Origin of the sequence: Trichormus sp. NMC-1, assembly GCF_001858025.1 — a bacterium.
Lineage (GTDB): Bacteria > Cyanobacteriota > Cyanobacteriia > Cyanobacteriales > Nostocaceae > Anabaena.
The window spans coordinates 1,127,152-1,142,809 of the sequence record NZ_LZQD01000001.1 but is presented as its reverse complement, the minus strand read 5'-3'; the positions used below and the strand labels follow the sequence as shown (position 1 = coordinate 1,142,809).

General features: G+C 37.8%; 21 protein-coding genes and 1 pseudogene. 14 read left to right on the top strand and 8 right to left on the bottom strand.

The features are described from left to right. Positions 1 to 149 precede the first annotated feature (149 nt). The 5 genes and pseudogenes from A9Y75_RS05140 to A9Y75_RS05120 all read right to left on the bottom strand — a co-directional run. Positions 150 to 695, bottom strand: a complete 546-nt coding sequence (locus A9Y75_RS05140) for a molecular chaperone GrpE (protein ID WP_071188456.1) — start codon at positions 693 to 695, stop codon at positions 150 to 152. Positions 696 to 757: 62 nt separating this feature from the next. After that, positions 758 to 970, bottom strand: a complete 213-nt coding sequence (locus A9Y75_RS05135; protein WP_071188455.1) for a DUF2997 domain-containing protein — start codon at positions 968 to 970, stop codon at positions 758 to 760. Positions 971 to 1,090: 120 nt separating this feature from the next. Continuing rightward, the gene (locus A9Y75_RS05130; protein WP_071188454.1) at positions 1,091 to 1,465 is read right to left on the bottom strand and encodes a DUF1257 domain-containing protein; all 375 of its coding nucleotides are present in this window, start codon (positions 1,463 to 1,465) and stop codon (positions 1,091 to 1,093) included. Between the two features lie 172 nt (positions 1,466 to 1,637). Continuing rightward, positions 1,638 to 3,227 (bottom strand): AAA family ATPase, encoded by a 1,590-nt coding sequence (locus tag A9Y75_RS05125; RefSeq protein ID WP_071188453.1) that lies wholly within the window; start codon positions 3,225 to 3,227, stop codon positions 1,638 to 1,640. A 338-nt stretch (positions 3,228 to 3,565) separates the two neighbouring features. Then, a pseudogene (locus A9Y75_RS05120) lies at positions 3,566 to 4,360 on the bottom strand (formylglycine-generating enzyme family protein); the annotation flags it as partial. Positions 4,361 to 5,126: 766 nt separating this feature from the next. Here A9Y75_RS05120 and A9Y75_RS05115 point away from each other — a divergent pair. From A9Y75_RS05115 to A9Y75_RS05080, 8 genes are all read left to right on the top strand, one after another. Further along, positions 5,127 to 5,378, top strand: a complete 252-nt coding sequence (locus A9Y75_RS05115; RefSeq protein ID WP_071188451.1) for a UPF0175 family protein — start codon at positions 5,127 to 5,129, stop codon at positions 5,376 to 5,378. Further along, positions 5,371 to 5,871: a DUF3368 domain-containing protein gene (locus A9Y75_RS05110; RefSeq protein ID WP_071188450.1), complete on the top strand. Its 501-nt coding sequence runs from the start codon at positions 5,371 to 5,373 to the stop codon at positions 5,869 to 5,871. Before A9Y75_RS05115 ends, A9Y75_RS05110 begins: the two co-directional genes overlap by 8 nt. Before the next feature lie 201 nt (positions 5,872 to 6,072). After that, positions 6,073 to 6,333: a hypothetical protein gene (locus tag A9Y75_RS05105; protein WP_071188449.1), complete on the top strand. Its 261-nt coding sequence runs from the start codon at positions 6,073 to 6,075 to the stop codon at positions 6,331 to 6,333. Then, positions 6,333 to 6,725, top strand: coding sequence for a type II toxin-antitoxin system VapC family toxin (locus A9Y75_RS05100; protein WP_071188448.1), 393 nt, complete (start codon positions 6,333 to 6,335; stop codon positions 6,723 to 6,725). Before A9Y75_RS05105 ends, A9Y75_RS05100 begins: the two co-directional genes overlap by 1 nt. Before the next feature lie 302 nt (positions 6,726 to 7,027). Beyond that, positions 7,028 to 7,171 (top strand): hypothetical protein, encoded by a 144-nt coding sequence (locus A9Y75_RS29360; protein WP_236721328.1) that lies wholly within the window; start codon positions 7,028 to 7,030, stop codon positions 7,169 to 7,171. Between the two features lie 97 nt (positions 7,172 to 7,268). Further along, a complete protein-coding gene (locus tag A9Y75_RS05090; protein WP_236721327.1) occupies positions 7,269 to 7,496 on the top strand; it encodes a hypothetical protein in 228 nt (75 codons plus the stop codon). A gap of 157 nt (positions 7,497 to 7,653) precedes the next feature. Then, entirely contained in the window at positions 7,654 to 7,851 is a 198-nt protein-coding gene (locus tag A9Y75_RS05085; protein ID WP_039200944.1) for a hypothetical protein, read from the top strand. Continuing rightward, on the top strand, positions 7,848 to 8,231 hold the full coding sequence (locus A9Y75_RS05080; protein WP_071188447.1) for a type II toxin-antitoxin system VapC family toxin: 384 nt from the start codon (positions 7,848 to 7,850) through the stop codon (positions 8,229 to 8,231). The genes A9Y75_RS05085 and A9Y75_RS05080 overlap by 4 nt, the downstream gene beginning before the upstream one ends. 165 nt (positions 8,232 to 8,396) lie before the next feature. Here the strand turns inward: A9Y75_RS05080 and A9Y75_RS05075 are convergent, their stop codons facing one another. Further along, a complete protein-coding gene (locus tag A9Y75_RS05075) occupies positions 8,397 to 9,065 on the bottom strand; it encodes a DivIVA domain-containing protein (RefSeq protein WP_071188446.1) in 669 nt (222 codons plus the stop codon). Beyond that, complete coding sequence (gene coaD / locus A9Y75_RS05070) at positions 8,975 to 9,526, bottom strand: pantetheine-phosphate adenylyltransferase (protein ID WP_071188827.1); 552 nt, start codon at positions 9,524 to 9,526, stop codon at positions 8,975 to 8,977. Before coaD ends, A9Y75_RS05075 begins: the two co-directional genes overlap by 91 nt. A 426-nt stretch (positions 9,527 to 9,952) precedes the next feature. On the opposite strand from coaD, the gene lgt reads away from it, so the two are divergent. The 4 genes from lgt (at position 9,953) to rlmN (ending at position 13,717) form a co-directional block, all read left to right on the top strand. Beyond that, complete coding sequence (lgt, locus tag A9Y75_RS05065; protein WP_071188445.1) at positions 9,953 to 10,825, top strand: prolipoprotein diacylglyceryl transferase; 873 nt, start codon at positions 9,953 to 9,955, stop codon at positions 10,823 to 10,825. A 345-nt stretch (positions 10,826 to 11,170) separates the two neighbouring features. Continuing rightward, positions 11,171 to 11,968, top strand: coding sequence for a precorrin-4 C(11)-methyltransferase (gene cobM, locus A9Y75_RS05060; RefSeq protein WP_071188444.1), 798 nt, complete (start codon positions 11,171 to 11,173; stop codon positions 11,966 to 11,968). Between the two features lie 106 nt (positions 11,969 to 12,074). Continuing rightward, entirely contained in the window at positions 12,075 to 12,428 is a 354-nt protein-coding gene (locus tag A9Y75_RS05055; RefSeq protein ID WP_071188443.1) for a phenylpyruvate tautomerase MIF-related protein, read from the top strand. Positions 12,429 to 12,646: 218 nt separating this feature from the next. Next, a complete protein-coding gene (gene rlmN, locus A9Y75_RS05050) occupies positions 12,647 to 13,717 on the top strand; it encodes a 23S rRNA (adenine(2503)-C(2))-methyltransferase RlmN (RefSeq protein ID WP_071188442.1) in 1,071 nt (356 codons plus the stop codon). Between the two features lie 102 nt (positions 13,718 to 13,819). Here rlmN and A9Y75_RS29355 read toward each other — a convergent pair whose 3' ends face one another. Then, positions 13,820 to 13,999: a replication restart DNA helicase PriA gene (locus A9Y75_RS29355; RefSeq protein ID WP_083389491.1), complete on the bottom strand. Its 180-nt coding sequence runs from the start codon at positions 13,997 to 13,999 to the stop codon at positions 13,820 to 13,822. Between the two features lie 544 nt (positions 14,000 to 14,543). On the opposite strand from A9Y75_RS29355, the gene A9Y75_RS27295 reads away from it, so the two are divergent. Both A9Y75_RS27295 and menB read left to right on the top strand, forming a co-directional pair. Beyond that, positions 14,544 to 14,666 carry a DNA cytosine methyltransferase gene (locus A9Y75_RS27295; protein ID WP_201788384.1) on the top strand — a complete coding sequence of 41 codons (123 nt, stop codon included), beginning with the start codon at positions 14,544 to 14,546 and terminating at the stop codon, positions 14,664 to 14,666. A gap of 100 nt (positions 14,667 to 14,766) precedes the next feature. After that, a complete protein-coding gene (menB, locus tag A9Y75_RS05045; protein WP_071188441.1) occupies positions 14,767 to 15,600 on the top strand; it encodes a 1,4-dihydroxy-2-naphthoyl-CoA synthase in 834 nt (277 codons plus the stop codon). Positions 15,601 to 15,658: the final 58 nt, after the last annotated feature.

Here is a 15,658-nt window from a genome sequence, read left to right as displayed (position 1 = left end):
TTAAGCGAAGCGCAACCCAACAAAAACGATAGATAATTAATATTTTACGTTGGGTTCAAAGAAAATAGATAAATTATTTAAAACTTTGTGAGTAATAAATGTTGGGTTTCGTTCCTCAACCCAACCTACAATTTATTTGATTTTTTATTTTAATTGAATCCTCCGGGTAAAGTGCGACTAACCTTAGCAGGATAGAGAATTTTATCACCATTTTGATAACCAATAAAACGAATATAGACTAATTCACCTTCTTGAATATCATCACTATCAGCTTGATGTAATTGGGGATTATAATTAACTTGTTCCCAAGTTTCACCAATCGCAGTATAACCCCAATTAGTAATTAAATTATCTAATGATGTAAATAGAGAAACAAGATTTTTAGCTGGTAACTCTGGTTTAGCTAAAGCCATTTTTTTGACTGTGGGATAATTGCTGAGTAAAGTTTGTAATTGAGTGAAAGTTTCATATTGAAAATCGTCTTGTAATTGTTGAGATTGTTGTTTTAATTCTTCTCGCAGTCGTTGACATTGAATTTCTAAATCGTTTATTTTTTGTTCTGTATCTGGAGAAATTACAGATTGATTATTAATTGATTTATTTTCATTAGTTTCTGGAAATAATATCCGCAGAATAATATAAACAATGAATACGAGAATTACAGCAAAAGCAATATTATTAACTTGTTCTAGCATATTATTTATGTAGTTGGTGTGTGTTCAGATCCCCGACTTCTTAAAGAAGTCGGGGATCTAGTTTACTGTTGTTGTAAAGATTGATTTTCTGAAGTGGTAATTAACTCATCATCTTGATAATATTCCGGTAACAATTCCTGAGATTCTATTTCTCCCAAAGATTTTTCTAAGCCTTTTGTAGTTTCCACACAACTAGAACCAGTTGCATTTAAAACCCGTTCCACAATTTTACCATCTTTACCAATGCGATATTCTATCTTTTGATATTCAGCCATAATGATTTTTCCTGGTAATTAATGTTAACATTTTAGATCCCCCTAAATCCCCCTTAAAAAGGGGGACTTTGAAGAATTTAGCCCCCTTTAATAAGGGGGGTTGGGCGGATCAATTCTTATTTAAACCCATCTACCAACTAAAACCCGCACCGTACCATCTGCTAAAACCTCCTCTTCCTCCACATTAAAACCCTCAGTTTGTATGGTTTCCATCAAAGTTTTATGGGCGTACTTTTGACTAATATTATTAATAAACTCCTGCTGATTAATTTTCGCACCCCAAAAATCTGCCACTAACTCATAACTTTCTCCACTTTTACGAAAACCTAAATCATAACCATTAGATTGCTTAATCACATATTCCGCACTAATTGTATCACCCCTATAACCCCGAACTTGAGTATTTTGTTCAACCTGATAACCCAACTCCTTTAATACTTGAAACAGCACTTCACCCTGCTTAATTTGCACCTTGATAGTTGTAAAATGAGACATAAAAAATCAACTCCTTTTTTCATTTATGAAATATCAATTATCAATTATTTCCTCGTTCCCAGTCTCCAGACTGGGAATGCAGTTTTAGAGGTTCTACCTCTATTTTATATCGAGGCAGAGCCTCTTTTTTGCATTCCTTGTCAGAGACAAGGAACGAGTAATTATCAATTATTTAATCAACTTCCAAAAAACCCAAACCTTGCTGCTGAGAATAAACCTTTAACTCCTCAATTAACAGTGTATCAATAGAAGCCGTTCTTGCGCCAGCTTCCGCAGCCCAGCGTTTTAAACTGGTAATTTGTTCCTTAGCTATGGCTGCTAAAGGAACAGTTTCCGATACCGCAGCTAAAATATCTTCTGTGTTAAAATCCCGCCTGTTACCATCTATTAAACTACCAAAAGCGCGGTGCATACCATCAATAATTACTTGTTGAATTTCTGCACCGCTAAAGTTTTCGCTATTTTTGGCGAGTCTTTGTAAATCAAATTCTCGCAGTCGGGAAGGACGGATTTTTTGCAAGTGGACTTTAAAAATATCATGGCGTTCTTTTTCTGTGGGTAAATTTAAAAAGAAAATTTCATCAAATCGCCCTTTTCTTAATAACTCGGCTGGTAATATTTGCACATTATTAGCAGTAGCCACCATAAACACCGGACTGGTTTTTTCTTGCATCCAGGTAATGAGTGTACCAAATACCCGGCGCGATGTTCCAGAGTCGCCATCTACACCACTATTAATATTACCAAATGCCTTATCTATTTCATCCATCCATAATACACAGGGTGATATTGCTTCTGCTAATTGAATCATTTGGCGAATGCGATTTTCACTTTCTCCCACTATTCCCCCAAATAATCTTCCCACATCTAAACGTAACAATGGTAAACGCCATTCATGGGCGATAGTTTTGGCTGATAATGATTTTCCTGTTCCTTGTATTCCTACTAATAAAACGCCTTTGGGGTTGGGTATGCCATAACGTCGTGCTTCTTCGGTAAAAGCATCTTGACGCATTCTTACCCACTGTTTAAGATTTTCTAATCCTCCGACATTTTTTAAGGATTCAGTAGTGTTGTAAAATTCTAATATTCCTGTTTGTCTAACTGCTTGTTTTTTCTCTTCTAAAACTCTATCAATATCTGTTTCATTGATTTGTCCTTTGGCTGCTAAAGCGGCGGCTAAAACTCTTCTAATTCTCGCACGACTTAATCCTTGACAGGCTTTGATTAATTGTTCTTTTCCTAGTCCATTTAAGTTAAGTTTTTCGGGGACTATTAATTGCTGAATTAAATAATCTATTTCTTGGATGTTGGGTAAGGGAAAATCAATAACTGTAACTTCTTCTTGTATTTCTGGGGGAATGCTTAAAGTATAACTGGTGAGAATGAGGGTTTGGCGTGTGCGTTTGAGTTGACGGGTGAGGTTTTTGATAGCACGAATTACGGGAGCATTTTTTTCTGTTTCGGGGTTTTTGAGGATAAAATGTATGTCTCGCAATACAAAGATTGTGGTTGTATTTTCTGGGGTTTTGGTAATTCTTGATAATGCACCCATGACTGAACCTTTATCAGTTCCGTTGTCATCCCAACCGGTGACGATATCCCATAATAATAGTTGTCGTGGTGTCTGGGATATTTGGGTGAGTTGTTGCAGGACTTGTTCTATTGGTTCTTCTTCGACTCCGACTATATATAGTAGGGGATAGCGGGCGCGAAGCATGAGGTCTATTTGTTGGAGTAGTTGTTGATGGGGGTTATTCATTATGTATAAATAGGGGGATTAGTTGTTAATTTATTGGGTTTTTATTTCGCGCAAAGTTGCAAAGAATAATAAATGTCAGAATCAGGATGTCCAGGATTTGAGGATGTACAGGATGTGATTGTTTGATTATTGGTTAGTTGTTGATGATTAGTATGGAGGAAAGTGAATATTAATGAAGTGAGATGGAAGAATAAATATATGAATCTCATCTATCAACCATCAAATTACAATCTTGTAAATCCTTTAATCCTGGATATCCTGATTCAGACAAAAAAATTTCTCGCCACGTGAAATAGGTAAGACAAGAAAAGAGCAAAAGTGCATAGTGCTAAGTGCTACTAAGTCCTCGCCGCACCACTACATACAACCCGAAAACCGATATGGCTGCTACCTGACGCACCATCATAGAAACGACGTGCCGAACGGCAATCCTCAGGAAAGTCGCACCAAGAACCCCCCCGAAGTATAGGACTATAACCGTTTCTTCTATCCCAAACAGTACCATCTATAGGCGCATTTATATAAGTTTCATGCCACTTATCTTGACACCATTCCGATACATTACCGTGCATATCGTACAACCCAAAAACATTGGGGGGAAAAGAACCTACATCTGTAGTTTGTCCTCGGTTTTGACCTTTTGGTGCAGATGCGTAGGTATCAGCACCATAGTAATTTACTAAGTCTGGGGTAATAGTTTCACCAAAGTAAAATGGTGTAGTTGTTCCGGCTCTACAAGCATATTCCCATTCTGCTTCACTTGGCAACCTATAGTTTTTTTCTGTTTTTTGGCTTAATCTTTCACAGAATTTTACTGCATCATTTCTACTGATCCATACAACTGGGTGATTGTTGTCTTTGAAGCAAGAAGGGTTACGCCCAATTATAGCTTGATATTGTGCTTGTGTTACCGGATGTTTTCCCATAAAGAAACTAGGAATAGTAACTTCATGCTGAGGACCTTCACTATCACTTCTTCCATCTTCATTTTCTGGTGAACCCATCATAAAAGTACCACCAGGAATTGCAGCCATTTCCAATGTCACACCATTACCTAAATCTTCCATGAAATATCTAGCTACACGCGGCTGACGTTGAATAATTTCACCAAAATTGTTGACTGTTACTACTTCTATTTGTTCTAGTTTTAAACCTTCGTCATTAGGTTTATCTAATATTTGTTTAATTTTTGGTTCTGTTCTAGAATTTAATATTAAATAAGCCGCAATTTGAATATCCCAAGATTGATAATTTAAACATTCAATTACTAAATCTAAACCCTGTTCTCCATAATTTAAGGCTTGCTCAAGTGCAGCAATTCTCACCTTTGAATCTGGATTTTGCAACCGCAATTTTACCCCTTCAATTCCACCTAAAACGGCTGCACCTTCTAATGATGGACTATTACCACCAAGCACAGCATCGTATTCTCGCGGTTGTTGTGGATTATTCATGACTGGTTAATGGTTGGTTTCATGTATGCTGTATATAAAATAGCATATTATTGTCTGAATCAGGATGTCCAGGATTTAAGGATGTACAGGATGTGATTGGATGATTATTTGTTGTGTGGTGAATGTTGTGGTTGTCTGAATCAGGATGTCCAGGATTTGAGGATGTACAGGATGTGATTGTTTGATTATTTGTTTAGTTGTTGATGATTAGTATAGATAAAAGTAAATATTTATGAAATTACTGTAATAATCAATACATCATTCACGTCTAGTAATCATCAAATAATCATCCTGTAAATCCTATCATCCTGGTTATCCTGATTCAGACAAAATATTATAAACTGAGTCATTAACCATCAAATAACAATCCTGTAAATCCTATAATCCTGATTCAGACTATAATAAAGATTAATCAACACCGCAAACCCAATTAGAGAATCATATTATGAGTACCGTATCCTTAGAAATACCTGAAGAAATTTTAATTAGTCTCAAAGAAACTCCAGAAAGTCTGACTAAAGAAATACAAATTTTAGCAGCAGTTAAACTTTTTGAACTTGGTAAACTTTCATCAGGAAGAGCAGCACAATTAGCGGGAATGTCACGGGTAGAATTTTTAACAATTTTAGGACGTTATCAAGTTTCTCCCTTTTCTTTAACTTTAGAACAATTAGAACAAGATGTTAACAATGCCTGATTCTTTAGTGATTGTCAATACTTCTCCTCTGCTATATCTTCATCAAGTCGGTCATTTAGAACTACTGAAAAAATTGTATGGAGAAGTTATCACACCTCCTGCGGTAATTGAAGAATTAGCAGTTGGCAAAAATCAAGGAATTAATGTCCCAGATATTCATTCTATTGAATGGATTTCTATTACTCCTGTTAAATCAATTAGTTTAATTCCTGCTGTTATAGATTTGGGACAAGGAGAAGCAGAAGTATTAGCATTAGGATTAGAAAATCCTGGTAGTTTGTTGATTTTTGATGATCAATTAGCCCGAAGAATTGCTAATATATATCACTTAAAATATACAGGAACATTGGGTGTTTTAGTTAAGGCGAAAAAACTGGGTTATTTGTCTTCTGTTGCTTCTGTAATTACCATACTACGTCAACAAGGAATGTGGTTGACAGATAGCATTATTAATGATGTCCTCAAATTAGCTGGAGAATCTAAATTAGATTAGCATATTTAGCCTGGGAATAAATTCCCAGTCTCATAGCGAAAGTCCGTTAAAACGGACTAAAGAAATTTTGTAATAAACATCCTGTAAATCCTTTAATCCTGGGTATCCTGATCCAGACAATTTTATAATATCTGGCAATATGTTACAATCGAAATAGAGGTAAAATCAGCAATTCCGTAATTAAATTGATCAGAAAAGACAATGCAACAAATTAATTTTGATGCTCGTGTAGATGAAAATGGTTGTTTATATCTGAAACTTCCCCCAAATTTTGCTGGTATGGAAATAACAGGAAAACTTTTATATCAAGCTCATCCTATTTCCTTACCCAATCGAAAAGAGAATAAAATTGATATTAATCTTGTTCGGAGTATTTGTCATCAGATTAGAAATTTACCAGTTCTTGATAGCAGAACTCCTGATGAAATTATTGGTTATAACGAGTTTGGAATCCCAGAATAATGGTTATTGATACTTCTGCTATTATGGCAATTATTTATGATGAACCTGAAGAATTGATATTTATTGAACTGATTAACGAAAGTGCAGATTGTTTACTTTCTTCTCCAGGTTATGTGGAAGCATCCATTGTTTTAGGTACTAAACATGGTCAGCAAGGTGTAGAAAATCTGAATTTATTAATTGCAGCATTTTCTATAACTATTGTACCTTTTACTGTAGAACAGGCACAATTACCAAATGCAGCATTTTTGAAATTTGGTAAAGGCCGTCATCCTGCAAAACTTAATATGGGAGATTGCTTTTCTTATGCTTTAGCAAAATCTACAAATCAACCTTTATTATTCAAAGGTAATGATTTTATTCACACCGATATTGATCAAGTGAATTATTGATTAATGCTATATTTGTTATTCAGGATTCATATTACTAAACCATCTTTTCTAATATATTGTCAGAATCAGGATGTACAGGATGTGATTGTTTGATTATTGGTTAGTTGTTGATGGTTAGTATGGAGAAAGGTTAATTTTTATGAAATTACTGTAATAATCAATACATCATTCACGTTTAGTAATCATCAAATAATCATCCTGTCAATCCTATAATCCTGGGTATCCTGATTCTGACAGTTGACAGATTATAATTAAAATACAGTAAAATATTGCTTATAACCTAGTAAATGACATAAATAATTATGAATGTACAACTTGTTGACTCCCTTGTAGAAATTGTTTCCAAGTTAACTCCCGAAGATCAAAAACTTTTTTTATCTAAACTTTCTCATAGAAATATAATTCCGTTAGCAGAACAGCAAAATTTAACATCAGAGGAAAAGTAGCACAATTTCAAGAATGGTTATCTCAATTTCCTCAAAGCAGTATTACCCTATCAGATGAAGCACTGCGTCGAGAAAATATTTATGATGATAGAGGAATATGAAAAGCTATTTACTGGATACCAATATTGTTCTTAGATTTGCAAATTCTCAATCTCAGGAATACAACCTTATACAAAATACTATTTCTGAAATTTTATTACAAGGTGATCAATGTTTTATTACCTCTCAAGTAATTATTGAATTTTGGGTTGTTGCTACTCGTCCTGTTAATGTTAATGGCTTAGGATGGACTATAGAACAAACTACTAAAGCGGTTATTGGTTGAGTGAAATACAAGAACCCCACCCCCAACCCCCTCCCCGCAAGCGAGGAGGGGGCTTATGACTGTATCTCATTCAAGTGCATACCGCTATATAATCCTGAAAATCCTGATTCAAACAATATGTTACAATCTGAATTGAGAGAAACAGGAGCATAAAACTATGCCATTAATCAAAATACCAAGACATTATCTTGTATCTCAAGATGAAGATTCAATTACAGTAGATGTACCAGAATCAATGCTATTACATTGGAAAAAAGACTATGAAAAAATTATTCAAGCTAAAGGAATTTTAAAGCATAAAAAAGCAGCAATGTTAGCTCATTTAGATACTCTGCGTCAGGAATGGGAAGAATGAAATATCTTTATGATACCAATATTTTTATTTACTATCTAGCCGATGATATAACAGTTAATTCATGGTTTACAGAAGAATTTTTGAATTTGCACGAAATTCTACTTTCACCGATTATCCGCATTGAATTACTGAGTTTTGCCGGCTTATCAAAAGAAGAGGAACAGTCTATTGAAGATTTACTATCCCAGTTTAACACAGTTCCATTGTTACGAGAAATTGAAAATCAGACAATCCAATTCAAACGACAATATAAAATTAAGCTTCCTGATGCAATTATCGCTGCTACAGCAATGAATCAAGACGCATTCTTAGTAACAAGAAATGTCAGCGATTTTAAAGGAATTGCTGGACTAAAAATCGAAAATCCTTTTGGTAATTGATATCATAATCGAGGAAGATATTACTGTTATCCTGTAAATCCTGATTCTGACATTTTAATGTTTATAATAGATAATCATCAATGTACTAAAAATTGGATGCAATACCAAGAAAGGTAAGGCATCAAGATGATTTTCAACTTCGCCATAATTATGAATTACGAATGATTATCTCTTTTTAGGATTGGGTGAATTACGCTGCTTGGGAATATCTCCTCGCAGTTGTAAACGGCCATTAGTAATAATCCGCAACATTTCCTGAAGATCCTGTTCGATATTTTCCAGGACATTATCAGCATATTGATCAGCACCATCTTCAATTTCTTGAGCTTGTGCGATCGCACTTTGACGCAGTTCCTCCAATTCTTGCATACAAGCACGCCGCTTGCGCTCAATTTCCGCCTCCGTGTCTTGCATCATCGCGTCACACTCTTGCTGCACTTTTCGCCGCAGTTGTTCCGCTTCCCGTTCGGCCTGTCTGATAATATCGCTTTCCGCTAAAATTTGCGCTCTTTTAGCCTGTGCTGCTTCCACCACTTGCTGTCCATATTCCTCAGCTTCCAGCATAATTTCCTCCTTTTGTTGGAGTAGTTCTGCTGCTTCCTGAAACACAGATGGTAAGGAAAGACGGACAAAATCCAGCTGTTCTAGTAGCTTTTCTTCATCTATGAGGGTACGCCCCGTCAGCGGAATCCGCAAGCTAGAGAGAACCATATCCTCTAAACGGTTGAGTTCCTGCTGAATATCTACCCCTGGCTGTCCATTGGGATGCTCTTGGGGGAGATGATTGTTGCCGTTGTGATTGGACTCAGGGCTGGAGAGTTTTGGTTGTAGCATTGGTATATATCCAGGGCAATGTGTGGGGGAACGAGATGATCGACAGAGCCACCAAACTTTGCAATCTCTTTTACCACACTACTACTTAAAAAACTATACTCGTTCGAGGTAGCCAGAAAAACTGTCTCTATCTGAGTAGAAAGTGTTTTATTGGTGTGAGCCATTTGTAGCTCGATTTCAAAGTCGGAAACTGCTCTTAAACCTCTGATCAAAACTTGTGCTTGTCGCACATTGGCATAGTTGACAGTCAAACCGTTAAAGCTATCTACTTCCACATTTGGTAAATGTTTTGTAGTTAGGCGAATCTGTGCTAACCTTTGCTGCACTGTAAACAGTGGCACTTTGTTAGGATTTCCCAAGACAGCGACTATCACCTGCTCGAACAGCCGACTACTGCGCCGAATTATGTCAAGGTGTCCCAAGGTGATGGGATCAAAACTACCAGGATAAATCGCAATCACAATTGTAGATACATCAATGTACTTTAGGTGATTATATCGACAGAATCTACTTTAACTTACTTAAATCTAACATTTCTGGCAGAAGGTAAGAAGCAGGATGCAGACGGTAGGAGTGCTTGGGAATTTTGAATTTTGAATTTTGAATTTTGAGTAAGGATTCAGAATACAGAATGTTTGATAGCAGGGAACTCTTAACATGGAACAGAAGAGAAAATATTCTTCATCCTTCTTTCTAACTCCTAACTCCTGTACGGGCGTATTGCAATACGCCCCTTCTGACTCCTGACTCCTTACAATTTTGAATAGATTTTTCCCCATTTCCCCAAGATGTGCAAATTCAAATCATGACAGCTTATGATTTTGAGGGTGGGTAGCGCCTAAGAATTTTAAAATCCTCCCGTAATCAAATCTTTTAGGTAATTTTGCATGGAACTGGATTTTTCCGCTTTGCCCTTAGCGTTTCAATTTACTTCTCCAGGACCAATTCTGGTAGAAATAGGTCCCCTAGTGATCCGCTGGTATGGCTTGTTGATTGCCTCGGCTGTGTTAATTGGTGTGAGTCTTTCCCAGTATCTGGCCAAGCGTCGTCACGTTAATCCTGAGTTGCTGAGTGATTTGTCAATTTGGCTGGTAATTGGCGCTATTCCAGCAGCCAGAATATATTATGTTTTATTTCAATGGTCAGAATACTCCCAACACCCAGAGCGAATAATTGCCATTTGGCAAGGAGGTATTGCCATTCATGGTGCAATTATCGGTGGTGTGACGGCGGCGTTAATTTTTGCCAAACTTAAAAACATATCTTTCTGGCAACTAACTGATTTGGTAGCGCCTTCACTGATTTTAGGGCAAGCGATCGGACGTTGGGGAAATTTTTTCAACTCTGAAGCTTTTGGCGGACCGACAAGTTTACCTTGGAAATTGTATATTCCCCCAGAGCGTCGTCCCCCCAGCTTGGCTAGTTTTGAATACTTTCATCCCACCTTTCTCTATGAATCTTTGTGGGATTTAATGGTGTTTACTCTGCTGTTGACTTTATTTTTTCGCGCTTTATCTCATAAACCACGGTTAAGGCTAGGAACGCTATTTCTAGTTTACTGGGTAGCCTACAGCTTAGGACGCTTTTGGATTGAAGGCTTACGCACAGATAGCTTGATGCTAGGTTCATTACGGATTGCACAAATAGTCAGTTTAAGCGGAATTATTTTTGGATTAACTGGTTTAGCTTGGCTTTATTGGCTGAAACGTCCTTTACCCGATGTAGTTCCACCCTCAAAAAGTGATATCGTGTCTGATTGAATACTGATTCTTAACGGACTTCCAAATTTCTGCAATTCATTTGACTTTTCCTCCCCTCTGCTCCCTGCTCCCTTGCTCTTTCCCTCCTGTCCCCAAAAATAAAAAATGCCCCAGAGTTTTCTCTAGGGCTTAACCAGGGTGCATCTACCATTTCTTTCTACAACGTCAAAGGGGGTAATCCGGAAAGGTGCTGAAAGATTTGCCAAAAGAATTTTTGGTGTTGCTGATTAAGAGTATGATTTTGTTTCACGCAGAGGCGCAGTGAACCAGCGGTGCAGGAGGGTTAGCCCGCTCCCCGTGTTGCTTCGCTGAACACGGGGTATCTCGTAGAAGAAAAATGAATATATGAGTAATTTGAGTGATAAAACTAAGTTAGATTGCCTAGAATCAGCCGTCTATATTGTGGGTGCAGGACCCGGAGATCCTGATTTATTAACGGTTAAGGCTCACAAACTGCTGGCTATGGCTGATGTGATTTTATTTGCTGATTCCTTAGTACCAACACAGATTTTAGATATTTGTCGTCAAGATGCTGAGATAATTCAAACAGCAAATCAGACTTTAGAAGAGATTTTGCCGATTATGATTGAGGGAGTGCGATCGCACAAATCTGTGGTTCGTCTTCATTCGGGAGATCCTAGTCTCTACAGTGCTATCCACGAACAAATGCAGCTTTTAGCCGCAGCTAATATTCCTTTTGAAGTCATCCCTGGTATCAGTGCCTTTCAAGCCGCAGCTGCTAAACTGAAAATCGAATTAACTATCCCTGGGTTAGTACAAACTATCATCCTGACTCGCATTAGTGGACGCACAGAGGTTCCCGCTACAGAAGAATTAGCCAGCCTAGCAGCACATCAAGCTAGTCTCTGCTTGTACCTCAGTGCGCGTCATGTTGTCGAGGCTCAAGCTAAACTACTAGAACATTACCCAGCACAAACTCAAGTAGCGATTTGTTTTCGTGTCGGGTGGCCTGATGAAAAAATCCGAGTTGTCCCACTAGAGGAAATGGCTAGTTGTACCCATGAAGAACAATTACTACGGACTACACTTTATATAATTAGTCCTGCACTTTTACCAGCAACCGGTCGCTCTCGTTTATACCATCCTGAACATAATCATTTATTTCGCTCATCTCATCACTAAATAAGAAAGAGAAAGGTAAAATTAATAGCACCATTGCTACTATTTGGGTTAGCAATTTTAGATTTTCAAGTTCAAATTTTCAAGTTCAAATTTTCAAGTTCCTATTATGCCATTAATTAAAGTCCAAACTTCTGTAGCTGCTCCTGAAGCAACTGTAATTCAGTCAATGCTCAAAAATCTGTCAGCTAAATTAGCTAAACACACAGGTAAACAAGAATCTTATGTGATGACGGCTTTTGAGCCAGAAATTCCTATGACTTTTGGCGGAACTACTGACCCAGTTTGCTATATTGAAATTAAAAGTGTTGGCACAATGAAGCCTGAGCAAACCGCAGCTATGAGCCAGGATTTTTGCCAGCAAATTAACCAAGTTTTGGGTATACCAAAAAATCGAATTTACATAGAATTTGCAGATGCTAAAGGTGCAATGTGGGGTTGGAATAGCACAACTTTTGGTTGATAAAGGAATCCGATTTCAATTTTGAAATAATCTAAGTATTAGTAGGGTGTGTAAAGCCCTGCGGGCATGGCTACGCTTAGAGCGCAGCGTAACGCACCATCTAAAGCTCTTGATATATCAGGCTAAGACACTGATTGTAATTACGAATTACGAATTATCAATTACGAATTATTTTGACAGGTGTAGGATAGAGATCCAGCATCAATTCGTGATTTTTTATGTCTGCTACACCGTTTGTATCTCCAGTAGATTCACCCAATTCCGAAAAATCTGAACTTATTCCCCCCCTCCTCGGTGCTTCGGTAGGGGAGTTAACTGCTTGGGTGCAGCAACAGGGGCAGCCTGGTTATCGGGGAAAGCAATTGCATGATTGGATTTATAATAAGGGAGTGCGATCGCTCGCTGATATTTCTGTCTTCCCGAAAAATTGGCGCACACAAGTTGCAGATGTCCCCATTGGCCGCTCAACTCTACATTACCGTTCTGTTGCTCCTGATGATACAGTAAAATATTTGCTCAAGCTTGCAGATGGCGAAATTGTGGAAACCGTGGGTATACCTAGCGAGAAGCGCTTAACAGTCTGTGTTTCTACTCAAGTTGGTTGTCCGATGGCTTGTGATTTCTGCGCTACTGGTAAAGGTGGTTATAAGCGTAATCTTAGCTGTGCAGAAATTGTTGATCAAGTTTTGACTGTGCAAGAAGATTTTCAGGAACGGGTAAGTAATGTGGTGTTTATGGGGATGGGTGAACCGTTGCTGAATACGGAAAATGTCATCTCTGCGCTAAAGTCTATTAATCAAGATGTGGGAATAGGAGCGCGATCGCTGACTGTTTCTACTGTAGGCATCCGCGATCGCATTCGTCAACTAGCCGAACACCTATTACAAGTTACCCTCGCTGTCAGTCTCCACGCACCAAACCAAGAACTACGTGAACAACTCATCCCCAGTGCTAAACCCTACCCCATAGAAGATTTACTGGACGAATGTCGAGAATATGTAGAAATTACAGGACGCAGAGTTACCTTTGAATACATCCTCTTAGCTGGGGTGAATGATTTACCAGAACACGCTTTAGAACTATCAAAACGCCTGCGAGGTTTTCAAAGTCATGTCAACTTGATTCCCTATAATCCCATTGAAGAAGTAGATTACAAAAGACCAAACCGCGATCGCATTCAAGCCTTTGTTAACGTTCTCCAACAACAAAATACTGCTGTTAGTGTCCGTTATTCTCGCGGTTTAGAAGCTGATGCAGCTTGTGGACAATTAAGAACAAGTAAAAGGTGACAGATGACAGATGACAGGTGACAGATGACAGGTAATAGGAGTAAGAAGCAAGAAGCAAGAAGGTAATATCTTAATTTTTCCCAGTCCCCAATTCTCAATCCCCTATCTTTTGGCGTAAATGCCTGGGGCATAAGCCTCAATTACTTTACCAGTCCGAGTGCAGGTGATCATCAAATAATCACAGCTTGGGCATTGTGTTCTTGTGACTTGACTCTCAGCAATATAGTGACGTTCAGCTGAACTACCGCAATTTGGGCAGTGAATCTTTTGTGATACGTGCATTTTAAAACCCCTGGATTTAATAAAACTTTAGAAAATTTGAAAAAAAAAGAATCTTTCGTCGGTCAATATTTCAGCCGTAATATCGGCTAATTCTTTTTAAGAAACTTTAACAGTGAAAAAAATTGATATTGATATTTACATTTACTATCATAAATCTTATAGTTTTTGTCATCACACTTCAGATATATAAATTTACTTGATTGTAACTATTTCTTAGTTTTATGGTGATCCCTATCACTTTATCCTTGAGATAGTCTTGTTTTTCCTCTTGTTAGAAAAATTAGTTGTTTTTGTATTCAAGCGCTACCAGATAGGAAAAACTGTAGCCCAAGTTACAAAATGTGTATTTTTATATTTAATTAATATTTTGTATTCGGTGAGCGTCTCACCAAAATGGAATTGATACAGTGCTGTTGAGGATTATTGTAGCTCCTGAAACTGAGTGGATAAATATACCAAATGATTTCTACTTTTGACGATGTTGTCCTCAACTTTGCTATAATACTAAATCTCTTTGTATAAAATACTATTTGACTGATTTTTTATGGAAAAATTTAAACTTAAATTTGCTGATCTCTTCGCAGGTATTGGAGGTTTTAGATTAGGCTTTGAAAAAGCAGGATATGACTGTGTAAGTAGGTTAACAGAAAAATTTAAAGGTATGTGAAGAAAAGTAAAATCGCCCAAAGCTCTCTTCCTGTTCCCTGTTCCCTATTCCCTGTTCCCTTGCCCCAACGACAATTTTTAACGCCCACCTACTTATAACCATGCAAATCGACTGGAAAACCGTCAAAACCTACGAAGACATCATCTATCAAAAAGCCGATGGTATCGCCAAAATCACCATCAACCGTCCCCACAAACGTAACGCTTTCCGTCCTAAAACCGTATTTGAACTATACGAAGCCTTTTGGGACGCTCGTGAAGATACCAGTATTGGAGTAGTTCTATTTACGGGTGCTGGCCCCCACACAGACGGTAAATACGCCTTCTGTTCAGGTGGTGATCAAAGTGTACGCGGACAAGCCGGCTATGTAGATGACGCAGGCATTCCCCGTTTAAACGTCTTAGACTTACAGCGTCTCATTCGTTCCATGCCCAAAGTAGTCATTGCCCTAGTTGCTGGCTATGCTATTGGTGGAGGCCATGTTTTACATTTAATTTGTGACTTGACTATTGCCGCTGATAACGCCATTTTTGGACAAACAGGCCCCAAAGTTGGCAGTTTTGATGGTGGTTTTGGTGCAAGTTATTTAGCTAGAATCGTCGGACAAAAAAAAGCCAGAGAAATATGGTTCCTCTGTCGTCAATATAATGCCGAACAAGCCTTAGAAATGGGTTTAGTTAATACCGTCGTTCCTGTAGAACAACTAGAAACAGAAGGTATACAATGGGCGCAAGAAATTTTAGAAAAAAGCCCCATTGCCATTCGTTGTCTAAAATCAGCATTTAACGCTGACTGTGACGGACAAGCTGGTTTACAAGAACTTGCCGGTAACGCTACCCTCCTCTATTACATGACAGAAGAAGGAGCAGAGGGAAAACAAGCATTTTTAGAAAAACGTCCTCCGAATTTTCGGGATTTTCCTTGGTTGCCTTAAAAATTGTTTAAAATCGCACCTTACGACAAGGTGCGATATTTGTTGATATTAACTTTGA

What these genes read in the sequence shown, in the direction of transcription:
- A9Y75_RS05140 (WP_071188456.1), bottom strand. Translation starts at nt 695, where the DNA reads ATGCTAGAACAAGTTAATAATATTGCTTTTGCTGTAATTCTCGTATTC.
- A9Y75_RS05135 (WP_071188455.1), bottom strand. Translation starts at nt 970, where the DNA reads ATGGCTGAATATCAAAAGATAGAATATCGCATTGGTAAAGATGGTAAA.
- A9Y75_RS05130 (WP_071188454.1), bottom strand. Translation starts at nt 1,465, where the DNA reads ATGTCTCATTTTACAACTATCAAGGTGCAAATTAAGCAGGGTGAAGTG.
- A9Y75_RS05125 (WP_071188453.1), bottom strand. Translation starts at nt 3,227, where the DNA reads ATGAATAACCCCCATCAACAACTACTCCAACAAATAGACCTCATGCTT.
- A9Y75_RS05115 (WP_071188451.1), top strand. Translation starts at nt 5,127, where the DNA reads ATGAGTACCGTATCCTTAGAAATACCTGAAGAAATTTTAATTAGTCTC.
- A9Y75_RS05110 (WP_071188450.1), top strand. Translation starts at nt 5,371, where the DNA reads ATGCCTGATTCTTTAGTGATTGTCAATACTTCTCCTCTGCTATATCTT.
- A9Y75_RS05105 (WP_071188449.1), top strand. Translation starts at nt 6,073, where the DNA reads ATGCAACAAATTAATTTTGATGCTCGTGTAGATGAAAATGGTTGTTTA.
- A9Y75_RS05100 (WP_071188448.1), top strand. Translation starts at nt 6,333, where the DNA reads ATGGTTATTGATACTTCTGCTATTATGGCAATTATTTATGATGAACCT.
- A9Y75_RS29360 (WP_236721328.1), top strand. Translation starts at nt 7,028, where the DNA reads ATGAATGTACAACTTGTTGACTCCCTTGTAGAAATTGTTTCCAAGTTA.
- A9Y75_RS05090 (WP_236721327.1), top strand. Translation starts at nt 7,269, where the DNA reads ATGAAAAGCTATTTACTGGATACCAATATTGTTCTTAGATTTGCAAAT.
- A9Y75_RS05085 (WP_039200944.1), top strand. Translation starts at nt 7,654, where the DNA reads ATGCCATTAATCAAAATACCAAGACATTATCTTGTATCTCAAGATGAA.
- A9Y75_RS05080 (WP_071188447.1), top strand. Translation starts at nt 7,848, where the DNA reads ATGAAATATCTTTATGATACCAATATTTTTATTTACTATCTAGCCGAT.
- A9Y75_RS05075 (WP_071188446.1), bottom strand. Translation starts at nt 9,065, where the DNA reads ATGCTACAACCAAAACTCTCCAGCCCTGAGTCCAATCACAACGGCAAC.
- lgt (WP_071188445.1), top strand. Translation starts at nt 9,953, where the DNA reads ATGGAACTGGATTTTTCCGCTTTGCCCTTAGCGTTTCAATTTACTTCT.
- cobM (WP_071188444.1), top strand. Translation starts at nt 11,171, where the DNA reads ATGAGTAATTTGAGTGATAAAACTAAGTTAGATTGCCTAGAATCAGCC.
- A9Y75_RS05055 (WP_071188443.1), top strand. Translation starts at nt 12,075, where the DNA reads ATGCCATTAATTAAAGTCCAAACTTCTGTAGCTGCTCCTGAAGCAACT.
- rlmN (WP_071188442.1), top strand. Translation starts at nt 12,647, where the DNA reads ATGTCTGCTACACCGTTTGTATCTCCAGTAGATTCACCCAATTCCGAA.
- A9Y75_RS29355 (WP_083389491.1), bottom strand. Translation starts at nt 13,999, where the DNA reads ATGCACGTATCACAAAAGATTCACTGCCCAAATTGCGGTAGTTCAGCT.
- A9Y75_RS27295 (WP_201788384.1), top strand. Translation starts at nt 14,544, where the DNA reads ATGGAAAAATTTAAACTTAAATTTGCTGATCTCTTCGCAGGTATTGGA.
- menB (WP_071188441.1), top strand. Translation starts at nt 14,767, where the DNA reads ATGCAAATCGACTGGAAAACCGTCAAAACCTACGAAGACATCATCTAT.